Origin of the sequence: Aporhodopirellula aestuarii (assembly GCF_023701485.1) — a bacterium.
Taxonomy (GTDB): domain Bacteria; phylum Planctomycetota; class Planctomycetia; order Pirellulales; family Pirellulaceae; genus Rhodopirellula; species Rhodopirellula aestuarii.
Genome location: NZ_JAMQBK010000096.1, coordinates 38,685 through 50,887, shown reverse-complemented (window position 1 = coordinate 50,887; position 12,203 = coordinate 38,685). Strand labels below are relative to the sequence as shown.

The following is a 12,203-nucleotide window of genomic DNA, read 5'->3' as shown; positions in this document are numbered from 1 at the left end:
CGCAGAAAAAAGGCGGCAAGAAGTGATGCCAAGCCATCGGAGAAACGACGCGTGAGTAAGCAAGGTCTTGAACCCGGCGAAGAATTCGTCATCACACGAGAAATCTATGAACACTGTGTGAGGTTCGCAGAAGAAATCGAGTTTGGTGAGCCGGAAGCCTTGGATTCGCTGCCATGGCCGTACCCGTTCGACTATGCAAGTATTCTGCGAGTCTGTGCAAACGAGCCTCCGACGGAAGAAGAACCCAAGACACTACGATGTCTAGGTGGCACGCAAAGTGAAGCTGCCTCAGACGAAGCGTAAGGAATGCGACGGACCGATAATTCGGCCCGTCGCGTTGCAAGTCCATTGCGTGTGGTTGTGTCATCCACCGAACTCGGCTTCGGCCTGCTCAACGTACTGCTGAGCAAGTTGCAGAACTCGGATGGCCTGCGGAAGGTCGGCCATTGTGAATGATGAAACGAACTTTGTTTCATCGCCATCCCGGTACGAGCGCTGAATGTTCACACTGCGAAAGCTGCGTGAACCGCTGTCCGTTGCGGCGTCATTCAGAAAGACGCTGGCCGACACATGGCCGATTCGGAAGACCTTCTCGGGCGGTTTCTTCGCCATCACTAAACCCTTTCACGTTAAGGAGCGGGACTTACGTTTCCAGCACAGTTGCTGGAAACGCAACAATGCCACTGATCGGTCGAGGGCGCAAGCAAAAGTGCTGGTGAGGAGATGTGCGGTCCGCTGCTGCCGCCTCTCGGCGGCAGTCATTTTCGGTGGACAAGTCTGAGGCAATCGAAGGAATCGCAACGCTGACGTATTTCGCTTTCGACGTCCTCGAACTCATTGAGCGGACAGAGGTGCGAGGTGAGTGGAGCGAGTTGAACGTCAGCCAGTCGGCTGACAGCGGCGCCGCCTTGGGCGGGAGAGTGGTGTGCGGCAAGCAGGAGCGGGCCGACGAAGGAGGCCGCGACGCCCCCGCTGTAGCAGCCTGTCGACGAGGAACGAGTCGCGGCGTTGTCGAAAGCGGGGGCGTCGCGGGCGATAGTCCCGCGAGTGCTTGCCCTCGTCGAGAGGGCGGTCTTGGCTCCGCCAAGCCAAAAGCGAGTCAGCTCTGCTGATCGCCGAGGTGATCGTCTGCCTGATCGCAGTCGCGATCAGCTTTGCGGCGAGGCGTGCGACGTGCCTACAGACTCGCCAGATCAGCGTCGTCGGCATTAAGACACTCAAGGCAGGCGAGCATCACGAGTGGGTCTTTGTATTTTTTCTGGTCCAGAAACTGACGGACGGTTCCGCTGCAATTGCTTCGCACACGAACTCGAATCTGCTCGCGTCGTGATTCCGACAACGACTCCCAACGCTGGCGTAACGTTTCGCGGCGTCGTACTTCATATTCGTTCTTTTTCGATGCTTGTAGATTTTCCTCGTGTTCACAAGCACGCTGTTTCGCTTGTTCTTGTCGTTTTCGATAGGTCTTGTGAGCGTCACCCCAATAGCGCATCGTGGCACCAAAGGCCTTCGCTTCGGGAAAAAGGTGTTTCATTTCCTTGACTACCAGCGGCAACACCGCACTTGCGGCATCGATTCCGAAAGTATCAATGATTGACTGAGCCTGATCCAGTTCTCGTGAAGTCGGCCTATGGTACGTGGCGCCATTCCACGCCGTGTAGAAATCACACACGAGGCTCGCGGCACCCTCGGTACCGACAGCGGTACGAACGGTCGGGGACGTTCCAACAGCTTGCGATTCTGTAGCGGCAGAGCGATGGGCAATGAGCAACCAATCTCCGGGGCCACGCTTTATAAATCGCTGCTCAACTGTCGCGGGAAGGCAGAACGAGGGTATTTGTTCAAGCTCAGCGAAAGCCGATGCCAAGCGTTCCTTAATCTTTCCGATGTGCTTGGTTTCAGACAGTCCGATGTGACCGGCGAATGTCGTAAGCTCCATCTCGAAGTGAGCATTCTGTACGAGTTGTTTGTCGAGAAAGCGATAGATGCGGCGGGAGATAGGCAGCTGCAGGCTGAAATACTCGTCGGTATTCAGTTCTTTCACGTTTCCACGCTGGATGTCGGCAAAGACTTCGGAAGCCCACTGAACCCAACTGAATACGCTCGAACCCGAACGTCGTCCCTGCACTTGTTTGGCGAAGTTGTATGACTCGAGAATACCCGTCGTGAATTCCTTCTCAAAGCTTCCGTCTTCAGTGGTCCACGAGTTTTCATACTTCAGGGTCAAACCGGTCAGGCGATCAAGTGCGATGCCAAGACGTGTTGTACTGGATCCATTGTGTGGCCAACCCATGAGGTCGAACAATTCAGCATTACGAAATTCGATGCGTGGCAATGTGAAATTGTTTTTCAATCGCGTAAGTGTGAGCAAGCCGACAAGCACTTCGTCTTCGAGTGGCGTCGGAAAGCCATGTCTGGATGCGGTCCGGCGAGTCAGCTTTCGCGGTACGACCTTGTCGAGCTCTCGGTCGTATGAGTCGATCACGCAGACCAGTTCATCAGGTCGTTTTCCTTCGCTGTCTTTGGGCTGCTGGTACTGAAGGCCTGCGATCGGAAAGTCGATCAGATTTAGCTGATCACGTCCGCGAGACTTCACTGGTATTTGCCGATGGGCGATGCGAATGTCGGACAACACCCGGAATCCTGCCACAAGTGACGGGCCGGGCCAAGCTGCAATTGTCACTCCTCGCGCCCTCGCGTTGGGTGGGAGTTTATTTTTGTTTATTATTAACACACAACACTACAGGGCGATGACTTACGGACGGATGCGGATGGTGCTCTTAATGAAGCGAATCCTGTGGATGTGCTGGCAATGAATCTGTCCACAACGCAGCGAACAACGGTCCGTAACACGTCGAAGTTGCGTCCGTAAGATATCTGGGACGGTCCGTAAATCATCGACGAGTGTCCGCTCCTTGTCGAAGCGGAAGCAAACGAGCGTGTTTACGGCCAACCAAAGCCGAATGCGGCAACGAGCCTCATGGAATTGAGTGAACAGCACCACCAAAAACGTCCGTATGTTGTCAGCAGTTGCGGACGAACAGGTGATTTCGGCTTGTGCAAGGCGTGTCTATGGAAATGGTTCGGACGCTGATGTCCGTAACTCATCGGTGAAAATGTCCGCAGCACATCGACGTTTTGTCTGTAACAGATCGACAATCGGAATTGACGGAAGGGGGTAATAGGTCGCGTGATGTATTCACGCCGATCAGCCTCGACGACGATCATCGAGATTCAACACTCAGTTTCCCCGGGAAACTTTGAGAAAGAGTCGTTTGCTTAAGCGTAAAACAGACTGTTTCAGTCTTCGCCCAGCTGCTGTCGGACTTGATGTAACGCATGCAGCAGGTCTTTGTCAGAAACCGAATCTGAATGGAACGAGAACGTAACGGTTCCTTGGGATACTTTGAATGCTCGACGAAACTTCGGCTGCCCGCGTCGGTCGCCGGTTTCTTGTTGACGGCTCAACCGTTCGGCAATTCGCTCAACATCGACAGCGGTGAGATTCTGAGTCTGAACTTTTTCCAACACGACGGACTGCATTGGGGCTGGGAGCCGTGAAATCGAATACAGATGCCGTTTGGAAATCCGCCCTGTTTCGTCACGGCGGGCAAGGCTTTGCACATCGGGATTGAGGCCAAGAATCGACAACAGTTTGGAGATTTCTCCTGGTGATTTGCCGGTCTCTTCGGCGAGCATCTTCTGCGTATAGCCATTGGCGTCACGGAGAATCGCCAATGAATCTGCTAGCTCAAATGGATTCAGATCGCTGCGTACCCAGTTCTCGACAATTTGCTCGACAAGTACCTCGTTTTCTTTCGGGCTCTTGAGCCAGCACGGTAGGTCTGAAAGTCCCGCTTCTCTTGCCGCTGTGTAGCGACACTCGCCCGCGACGATGCGGTAGCGTCCGGTTTCTTTAATCAACCGTACGCTGATCGGTTGAAGTACGCCGTGGCGTTTGAGCGACTGGGTCAGTTCGGTGAGGTGGTTTGGGTCAATGCGTTTTCGCGGCTGGTTGGGATCGGGTTCAATGAGAGTTATGTCAATCGCAAACGCTCCATGTAGCCTGCGTCGGCCTTCCATGGGTCCCTGATGTGAAGATGCGGGCTGGTCAAACGGCAGTGCTGACGATTTCTGAAACGTTTGACTGGCGATTGCCTGAGCGGCTGTCAGCGTTTTTTCCGATCCGCTCACAGACTTCGTCGAAGAGCCGCCGGGCGATTTTGGCTTCGCGGCTGTGGGGCTTCCGGAGGTTGACGGGGTGGGCGTGGGTGACACTCTTCTCAAAGCCTGCCAGATCTGACACGACTATGTCAAAGGCGAATTCGCCAAAGTGCTTGCGAAGCTCAGTGAGATAGCTGTGCTGGTAGGAACGAGCAGTCTTGAATCGTGAGATCAGATAACCAAGCAGATGAAGGCGAGCGTTCTCTCGTTTCTGCACGTAATGCACCGCTTCGGTGACTTGCGTCACGCCTTGTGCTCCCCAGTCGGCGGCCTCCAATGGAATCAAACAGTGATCGGACGCGACGAGGGACGCAAAGCTGACCAACGACAAACGCGGTGGGCAATCACATAGGATGAAATCGTAGCGGTCCCGGAGTGGGTCCAATGCGTCGTGCAGTGATCGCTGAGAATCTACGGACTCCCATTGATCTTGATTCGACAAGTCGAACGGTGCGACCGCGTAGCTGGCAGGAATTAAGTCGATGTGCTCGAATCGCGAACGTCGGATGAGTTGTTCGGCGTCACTGTCGCTTCCTGGATGAAAAAGCATCTCAATACCAGGCACGGGCGACGCGCCTTCAATCAGATTTCGCGTCAGATTGCGTTGGGCGTCCAGATCGATGCACAAGCACTTGAGTCCGCGCTCTTCGCAAACCCCAGCAAGCAGCCAGGATGTATGCGTTTTGCCGACTCCACCTTTGAGGTTAAGTACCGTGATGATCTCGGCTCGATGCTGGCTGGCAGGCTCCACACGGTCAGCGTAGCGCGAAATAGCGAGGCAGTCGAGGGAAGCTATCGCGGCTAGCGATTGCGTTGCTCGTTAATGCTGATACAGCCGCCTCTGGCCATGACAATATGATCAACGACCGTTATCCCGAGTGTTTCACCAACTTGCTGAAGCCGATCAGTGACGGCGTAGTCTTCCCGACTGGGTGTAGCGTCACCGGACGGATGATTATGTGCGAGGACAACAGAGCTTGCAGCGTCTTTGATGGCAGGACGAAACACTTCACGCGGGTGAACCAGTGATGCGTCCAACGTGCCAATCGTGATCAGGTGAGAGTCGATGAAATGCAGCTTGGTGTTCAGTGTGACGATGTGAAATTCTTCCTGTAACGCGTCACAAATAGTGCGGGCAAAATGAACTCGACAGAAGTCGATCGCCGCCGCACTCGAATTCAAACAACTAGGCTTATCGTACTGAGACCTTGCTTCTTCGACTCGTCTCCCGAGTTCAATCCCCGCCATCAGGCGAGCGTATGCGACTTTCGTAATTCCCAATTCGTGCCGTGTCGCGTGGATCAAGGAATCGATCCGCTGATTCGCGACTTGTGAAACCATTCTCTCAGAACGCAACAACACCGCGAGAAGGTCTTCAACGCTTTGCTCTGTGTAGGGCACTGGCCGTTTAGGCATGTCACGCAGAATGCCACCATACCAGCCGATGTCAACAACTTCTCTGACTATCTCAAGGCACGTTCGTTCGCAAGCTGGACTTTGCCATCGGCGTCGAACCGCGGATGAACTCGGGGATTTCGTTTGCTATGATGGAAGACGCTCGGTCACGTCGAAGTGTTTCTGTCGGAGAGATGAATGTTCCTTGCTCGTATCACGTATTCGTTGTGCGTTCTGTTGCTAGGCTGCAGCACGTCGCCGGTGTTCGGGCAAGCTTCTGAAACTTCGCAGGAGAAGCTGAATCGACAGTACACGGCTTCACCTGTGACGTTGTATCTGAAAGATGGCCAGGTGCTGAAGGCGATGGACGTCGTTCCGATCATGGACGGCAAGGACAACTCGAAGATCAAAGAGTTTGTCGTCAGCAAACCCAGCGGAACGAAACGCTTTACGGGCGATGACGTGCAGATCATTCCCGCATCAAAGGTCGGAGCTGCCGTTGCCGACAAAACGGACACGGTTCTTTACGGCCTCCGTCCGGCTGTGGCTGCTCGTACATATGACTCCGACGGAGTCCAATCCGACATCGGTAAAGTAAAAGTCAATCTTGCGGAATTGCTCCGAAAGAGAAATTCCGAAGCCAAGGCTCAAAAGGCTTTGCCTGAGGTAAACCAGGCTCTACTTGATCACCTGAAAAGTTCCTGGGCGGTCTTGGAGCTGAGCACGAGCAGGAAAGACGAATTAGAAGTGTCACTACGCTCGCTGCTTGATGCTCTACAAAAAAAGGATTACGCCCAATGCGAAAAGCTAACGGGCTTGAATTCAGCAGAGATTAAATTCAGCTCTCTTCACGCAGCGATCTACGGGAAAAGCAACCGGTTCCTATACGGTGAAGACGGTTGGAAATCTTTGCCAAAGGCAGCTGCAACGGCATTCACACATATAGCTGTAGATCCAAACGATCGCGAGCTTCCTGTGGGAAGTCTCAACTATATCGTCACTGCGCCGGAATTTGTCTCAAACTCAAACCCACTCGGGCTAGTCGCATGCCATTGGACTCCAGCCACTTCCAGATCTGACATTGCCAAGGTGATTCTGAATCTCAAGGCCAGCCTTGACAGAATCGAGACTGCGCTTGAATGGCCGAAAGATTCCGAAAGAGTGACGAAGTTAATGAAGGTCAAGAAACCTAATGACTCCGAAGGTCGTACGTGGCTTGAATTTTTTGCAAACGAAGTTACCGACATTGAGCTGCTTCGTAACCCAGAAGAACGTCGGTCAAGGCAGGAAGATCTAAAGAAGCGATTTAGGGCGCTTACCAATGAAACGGCGGAGGTTGCGAACGGAGCGTATAGGCGTTTAAAACAATTTGCCTCGAGTGAAGATTATCGAGAGATATTGCACAGCACTGCGATGATAACTGCCTTTGAAGTTGACGGAGATGCGTTTACGGCGGTTCTGGAATCTCGTGATGAGAAGAAAGTTGAAGCTTTCTTTCGCAATAGCGCCCCGCAGATACGCAATCAAGTTGAACGGTGGGATAAGAGTCACCTGCTGTGGGAGCAAATCGAAAAGGAAGCGGCTCTCGGAATCTTGTTTCAGACATCGCTGGCGTTTGGCGAGGCGTCCGACTCGTCGACAGAAAACCAGAAGCAAAGCAATGCTTCGGAGCGGCCGGCTACGACAAATTCAAATGGGCTTGATCCTCGTATTACTACGACTCGTCTCAGTATCAGAGACAGGCTTAAAGCACGTGCCGAGGCGCAGAAGGCGTTGCCCGAGGTGAACCAGGCTTTGGTGGATGATATGAAGAATGAGTGGGTTGGAATTGTAAAACCAGCAGATATGCCTGCATATGAAAGACAAATGGCTGCACTGGCACGTGCGTATCAAGAAGGAGATGAAGAAGCATGGAAAAAATTAACAGCTGGAACCAAAAGATTCCCTCGTGATTTTGAGCCAGAAAGACTCGCATTTACGGGTAAATCAATGCACTTTATCAGCGGAATAGACGGCTTTGAAACCAATGCAGGAGTGCAAATTCGTTGCTTCTTCCCGATTGATAAAGACGGAAATCGAGTTGGTACTGAGTTGCACTTTATTGTGACCGGGCTTTCGGAATTAAACGGTGAAAATGTTACGGCAATAGTCCATTCTGGAACCGGCGATCTTCCGACCGAGAACGATGTGAAAGGTGCGATGGCGTCCCTTGCGAAGAAATACAGTTTGCCAGCCGATAAATTGAAAAAGATAGATTCGAGCGAGAAGAATTAGGGCCGCGCCCGTCGGAGCGGATCGCTGAAGCAAAATGGCCCGAGTTGGAGATGGGCCAGAAGCGAAGGCGATGCACTCCGCGGTGTTCGAAAACCTATAAAAGATACGCCCGCCCAGGATGACCTGAGCGGGCGATGAGCAACGCCGCTGTTACTCTCGTTGCCAACAAGTGCATACTGAATCGAATATGAGCTGCTTCTCAGGAAGCTCGATTAAGGCGTTCCATTCGTCGGCAAGCGGGCGACTGATGTTCCTACACTTCTGTAATTGAAGTTACGCAAATAGAAGAGGCGGCCCACGGAAAGGAACTTCGTGAGCCGCCAACGAGAATCTCTACGCCGTACGAGCCGTGTCAGGATCGGCGGCGTTCTTCAATGACTCGTCGAGAATGCCGTCGATGAACTCCCAAGTATGGTCGAGGACGAATTTTTTGCGTCGGTTCGCCGGGCACTCCTTTTCGTACAGAATCTGCAGACTTGCGAGTCGGCGACGTAGTTCGGGAGCCGCCGCCATCAGGCGGCCTTGAGCATGGATTAGTGAATCGTTCGGAAGGATCAGACTCGGACGTCCTAGCTCCGCAACAAACATCAGTTCGTCGTCGAGAATTTGAAGACGTTCAGGATCATATTCGAATCGTGTGATTTCGAGGTATTTCGTGAGATCGATGGACATGAGGTGGGGGAGGAAGAAATGGGAAAAGCCCGCCCAGGAAAAATTCCGAACGGGCCGAAGACTCTGCGTTACTCACGCTGCCAACAACTGCACTTCGCGTTGAATCTCAACTTCCGATTGGGCAGCTCAATGAATGTGTTCCACTCATCGACAAGCTCGCGACTGATGTTGCGAAATGAGGTAAGCTCCTGATACAGCCCTGACGAATCGTAGTCACCGAGGAGGCATACTCGATCGCCGGCCCAACGTCCGGCGATATGCGAAACAGGGGCCGTAATTGGCCCGCCTTCATCGCAGCCTTTGTGGTAGCCGTAGAAATCTCCACCACCGCCTTCATCGCTCTTACGAAGGAGAAGCGTGAAGATGGAGCCTTGTGGGTTCGCTGCCCATTCCCAGAGCTTTGCACCGCCACTGATGCACCACGGGCAGATGTATTCTTGTTTGTCTGTGTTAACGGCTTTGAAGTATTGACCCATTGCAAATAGGGGAAAGGAAATTAAAAAGCGTCCGTGGCCAAGGAATCGACCACGGACGGAAGAGTGGCAAAGCACTCAGTAGTCGGATGGAAGCAAGGCTGAAATTGCCCCGCCATCACCATCCTCAATGAACCAGAGTGGATCTCGTTTTCTGTTTGTTGGATCTTCGAAGACCTGCAGGTAGTCGAGTCCGTCGTGTTCGTCGGCAAGCTGTTGCAGTATGGCAAGGCATGCCCGCACGACATGAGGTCCGTAGGTAACACCCGCACCGTTGGTAATGACAAAGGGCTTGTCGTCCGACGGTTGGAAACTGTAGCTGGAGTCCGAAGCATCGTAGGGAATCTCCTGCATCTTCAGACGTGGAAGCTTCACGATGCGTTCTTGCTTGCGGGCTTCGATCAGGCGAGAGTTTTCCTCATCGATGAGATAGGCGGAGCCGTTGACGATGATTGAAGGGAGGAATGCTGTCATGGAAAAAGAAAGGAAAGTAGACAAAAAGAATGAAACCGCTACCGGTCCCAATGGTCTTCACAGCACAGTTGTTGACAGGCTGTACAGACGAAGCAGTCGTCTTTGCCACGGATGAGCCTTGCTCCGCAACAATCGCTATGCGAAAGCAGCGAATCGTCAATTTTCTTGAGGCAATTGATCGGATATGTAATGATTGGTGACATGTTGAAAAAGGGAATCGGAAGTAAAAAGCCGGTTCTTTTTCTCTATGGTGGTGCCCGTGGCATGGGTGGATGGGGAAGTGGATAAAATGCTTTCTCGGCGTGGCGAGTGAGCGTGGGAATCACAGCGTGACGCAGCCCGCGGTCAAGGGTGACGGGCGTGCCGAAAGTGGGTGGGAGTCTGGCCCGGGGTCCCCGGTTTTCGAGAGCGAAGCCGATGAAAACCGATGGCGACGCCGGAAGCCCGCAGCCCTTGCACCGCAATAGGGACCGTCACGCTAGACTTGCCAACGCTACGAGCACTCACCACTCACCACTCACCACTACACGGGAGGCATCTTCCGTGAGGCCATCACCGTCAAGATATACCGCTACTCCGGCCACTCAATGATGCGGGCGGTATCCTGCTTGGACAGGATGTAACACGGAAGGCAGTCAAGTCCCGCATCGATGGCATTTGCGATGCGATACCAACCGTCGATCGGCCAGATTCCACGGAGTGGATCGGGAAGTCTCGCGAGTAAAATCGGAACTCTTAGGTCAATATCTGGTGCATGTATCAAATCCCAGTCGAGTGCCATTCTACCCGCGGTGACTACGATCTTGCCATTTTCGAGCTTTGGCGGATCGGGCCGCTGAACTTCTTTTTTCAGTGGTTCCAACTCGCACTTGTAGAGAGTTGGTTTTCGTTTCTTTGCAGCCAGTATTCGCTTTGCTTCACGTACGTCAAAGCGGACAAGGCCAAGGTAAAACTCGTCGGGGGTTTCGGTGTCCAAGGTAAGCGAATCAAGAGATTGTGAAACTGTCATGGGTTATTCCTTGTGTTGAGTCGTGTGCTTGCACATTAGGTGGTCGGACGCTCGCGTTCAGTCAATTCTTGGATTACCTCTCGTATGAATTCAGCAGTGTCTTGCAACGAGGCCACGCCGTTGTGAATTGCTGTGCTTGCGTAATCCGACTGGCGATACTCAGCCAATTTCAGCCGAATAAAATCTGCCTCGGCATGGAGCCGTTCGATGGCGTGCATGTGCTGGCGAAGCGAGTCAATATCAGACTGATCAAGTGATCGTTTACGGGGAAATTCGTCAGGCATAACGAGATATTCTCACGAAACTGAGCAACTTCAAAATGAACACGGCCCTCACTCTATAGTGAAAAGCGCTGCGCTTCCCCGATGCTCGATCATCATCACCGGATGAGAATGTCGATCAGGAGTCTTTTCGTTTCGAAGACTTTTTTCCGGCCATGCGCGGCTTTGCCGTCTTGGCAATCTGGCTTGAAGCAAGCTCTGCTTCAATCTGCTCAACTGTTGGTAACGCGGATTGCAGGCTATCGGGAAGCGAACGAGTCAATTCGTAGCCCGATACGCCAATCGGCTTGTCGATTCCCGTCAGTGCATATTCGGCGAGTACGTTGTCTTTCGTCTGACACAGGATCAGGCCGATTGTTGGTTGGTCGTCAGCATGGCGCAGTGTGTCATTGACGACATTGCAATAGAAGTTGATCTTCCCGGCATATTCGGGCTTGAAGGGTCCGATCTTCAGGTCAATGACAACAAACGCTCGCAATCGCAGATGATAGAACAGCAGATCGATGTAGTAGTCTTCGTCGGCGACGTCGATACGGTATTGCCGTCCGACGAAGGCAAAGCCTTGTCCCAATTCGAGCAGGAACTTTTCCAAATGACGGACGAGTTCCGTTTCCAACTCCCGCTCGTGGAACGGTTCTTCGAGCGTCAGGAAGTCGAACACGTACGGATCTTTGAGAATCTCGCGCGCCAGGTCTGATTGCGGAGACGGCAGCTGATCTTGGAAGTTTGTGACCGCTTTGCCGGCCCTTGTGTGAGCCTGTGACTCGATCATCGTCGTCAGTACATTGCGGCTCCAGCCGTTGACGAGCGTTTGCTCCATGTACCAACGGCGGGCTTCAATGTCTTTGACTTTCTCAAGCAGCCAGACGTGGTGTCCCCACGGGATTTGCCACAGCAGCGAATCCGCTCCAGATTGTGCCACGGTTTGTGGCCTTTTTTCGGCATCGGGCATTTGTGCCACAGCCTGTGGCACAAATGCATCCGGAACAGTGTAGGCACGATGAAAGGCCAGCATTCGCTTAATATTTCGTTCGGAAAAGCCCTTCAGCTCGGGCAATTCGTTGCGAAGTTCCGCCGAAAGCCGTGGAATCACTGAAGTGCCCCAGCCCTCCTTTTGCTGTCGCCGGTCAATCATCTGGCCGATGTCCCAATACAGCTTGAGAACTTCCGCATTGACTGAGAGCATCGCTCGCGTCTGGGACGTCCGGATACGCAGCTTGACATCACTGAGTAGCTGCGGGAAACCGGCAGGCAGTGCCGCGGGGGATTTCGGTGGTGAAGAACGCTTTTTCGCCATGTGATCAGACTACGCCATAATTTGTGGTTTCTCCAGTTGGCCACATCTCCAAATGCGGTCCCGACATTGTCGTTCACCCTATGCCGACGAGCGCTGCGCTTCAT

General features: G+C 53.1%; 14 protein-coding genes. 3 read left to right on the top strand and 11 right to left on the bottom strand.

Features of this window, described 5'->3' with window-relative positions; translation table 11 throughout:
• Window positions 1–51 precede the first annotated feature (51 nt).
• Window positions 52–303, top strand: coding sequence for a hypothetical protein (locus NB063_RS29120; protein ID WP_250932742.1), 252 nt, complete (start codon window positions 52–54; stop codon window positions 301–303).
• A gap of 60 nt (window positions 304–363) precedes the next feature.
• Here the strand turns inward: NB063_RS29120 and NB063_RS29115 are convergent, their stop codons facing one another.
• On the bottom strand, window positions 364–612 hold the full coding sequence (locus NB063_RS29115) for a hypothetical protein (RefSeq protein ID WP_250932741.1): 249 nt from the start codon (window positions 610–612) through the stop codon (window positions 364–366).
• A gap of 155 nt (window positions 613–767) precedes the next feature.
• On the opposite strand from NB063_RS29115, the gene NB063_RS29110 reads away from it, so the two are divergent.
• Entirely contained in the window at window positions 768–1,112 is a 345-nt protein-coding gene (locus NB063_RS29110) for a hypothetical protein (RefSeq protein WP_250932739.1), read from the top strand.
• A gap of 65 nt (window positions 1,113–1,177) precedes the next feature.
• Here the strand turns inward: NB063_RS29110 and NB063_RS29105 are convergent, their stop codons facing one another.
• From NB063_RS29105 to NB063_RS29090, 4 genes are all read right to left on the bottom strand, one after another.
• Complete coding sequence (locus NB063_RS29105; protein ID WP_250932736.1) at window positions 1,178–2,596, bottom strand: replication initiator protein A; 1,419 nt, start codon at window positions 2,594–2,596, stop codon at window positions 1,178–1,180.
• Window positions 2,597–3,300: 704 nt separating this feature from the next.
• Window positions 3,301–4,083, bottom strand: coding sequence for a ParB/RepB/Spo0J family partition protein (locus NB063_RS29100; RefSeq protein WP_250932734.1), 783 nt, complete (start codon window positions 4,081–4,083; stop codon window positions 3,301–3,303).
• A gap of 28 nt (window positions 4,084–4,111) precedes the next feature.
• Entirely contained in the window at window positions 4,112–4,975 is an 864-nt protein-coding gene (locus NB063_RS29095; protein ID WP_250932732.1) for a ParA family protein, read from the bottom strand.
• Window positions 4,976–5,025: 50 nt separating this feature from the next.
• Window positions 5,026–5,640 carry a JAB domain-containing protein gene (locus NB063_RS29090; RefSeq protein WP_250932730.1) on the bottom strand — a complete coding sequence of 205 codons (615 nt, stop codon included), beginning with the start codon at window positions 5,638–5,640 and terminating at the stop codon, window positions 5,026–5,028.
• Window positions 5,641–5,817: 177 nt separating this feature from the next.
• Here NB063_RS29090 and NB063_RS29085 point away from each other — a divergent pair, with 177 nt between their 5' ends.
• A complete protein-coding gene (locus NB063_RS29085; protein ID WP_250932728.1) occupies window positions 5,818–7,893 on the top strand; it encodes a hypothetical protein in 2,076 nt (691 codons plus the stop codon).
• Between the two features lie 333 nt (window positions 7,894–8,226).
• On the opposite strand, the gene NB063_RS29080 is transcribed toward NB063_RS29085, so the two are convergent.
• The 6 genes from NB063_RS29080 to NB063_RS29055 form a co-directional block, all read right to left on the bottom strand.
• Window positions 8,227–8,565 (bottom strand): hypothetical protein, encoded by a 339-nt coding sequence (locus NB063_RS29080; RefSeq protein WP_250932726.1) that lies wholly within the window; start codon window positions 8,563–8,565, stop codon window positions 8,227–8,229.
• A 68-nt stretch (window positions 8,566–8,633) separates the two neighbouring features.
• On the bottom strand, window positions 8,634–9,041 hold the full coding sequence (locus NB063_RS29075) for a hypothetical protein (RefSeq protein ID WP_250932724.1): 408 nt from the start codon (window positions 9,039–9,041) through the stop codon (window positions 8,634–8,636).
• A gap of 75 nt (window positions 9,042–9,116) precedes the next feature.
• Window positions 9,117–9,512, bottom strand: coding sequence for a hypothetical protein (locus NB063_RS29070; RefSeq protein ID WP_250932722.1), 396 nt, complete (start codon window positions 9,510–9,512; stop codon window positions 9,117–9,119).
• A gap of 571 nt (window positions 9,513–10,083) precedes the next feature.
• Window positions 10,084–10,521: a hypothetical protein gene (locus NB063_RS29065; protein ID WP_250932720.1), complete on the bottom strand. Its 438-nt coding sequence runs from the start codon at window positions 10,519–10,521 to the stop codon at window positions 10,084–10,086.
• A gap of 35 nt (window positions 10,522–10,556) precedes the next feature.
• Complete coding sequence (locus NB063_RS29060; RefSeq protein WP_250932718.1) at window positions 10,557–10,805, bottom strand: hypothetical protein; 249 nt, start codon at window positions 10,803–10,805, stop codon at window positions 10,557–10,559.
• 115 nt (window positions 10,806–10,920) lie between these two features.
• Entirely contained in the window at window positions 10,921–12,099 is a 1,179-nt protein-coding gene (locus NB063_RS29055; protein ID WP_250932716.1) for a PDDEXK nuclease domain-containing protein, read from the bottom strand.
• Window positions 12,100–12,203 lie beyond the last annotated feature (104 nt).

Excerpts from the sequence above, each read along its gene's own strand:
- NB063_RS29115 (WP_250932741.1), bottom strand. The coding sequence starts at position 612 with ATGGCGAAGAAACCGCCCGAGAAGGTCTTCCGAATCGGCCATGTGTCG.
- NB063_RS29100 (WP_250932734.1), bottom strand. The coding sequence starts at position 4,083 with ATGGAAGGCCGACGCAGGCTACATGGAGCGTTTGCGATTGACATAACT.
- NB063_RS29090 (WP_250932730.1), bottom strand. The coding sequence starts at position 5,640 with ATGCCTAAACGGCCAGTGCCCTACACAGAGCAAAGCGTTGAAGACCTT.
- NB063_RS29085 (WP_250932728.1), top strand. The coding sequence starts at position 5,818 with ATGTTCCTTGCTCGTATCACGTATTCGTTGTGCGTTCTGTTGCTAGGC.
- NB063_RS29080 (WP_250932726.1), bottom strand. The coding sequence starts at position 8,565 with ATGTCCATCGATCTCACGAAATACCTCGAAATCACACGATTCGAATAT.
- NB063_RS29075 (WP_250932724.1), bottom strand. The coding sequence starts at position 9,041 with ATGGGTCAATACTTCAAAGCCGTTAACACAGACAAACAAGAATACATC.
- NB063_RS29070 (WP_250932722.1), bottom strand. The coding sequence starts at position 9,512 with ATGACAGCATTCCTCCCTTCAATCATCGTCAACGGCTCCGCCTATCTC.
- NB063_RS29065 (WP_250932720.1), bottom strand. The coding sequence starts at position 10,521 with ATGACAGTTTCACAATCTCTTGATTCGCTTACCTTGGACACCGAAACC.
- NB063_RS29060 (WP_250932718.1), bottom strand. The coding sequence starts at position 10,805 with ATGCCTGACGAATTTCCCCGTAAACGATCACTTGATCAGTCTGATATT.
- NB063_RS29055 (WP_250932716.1), bottom strand. The coding sequence starts at position 12,099 with ATGGCGAAAAAGCGTTCTTCACCACCGAAATCCCCCGCGGCACTGCCT.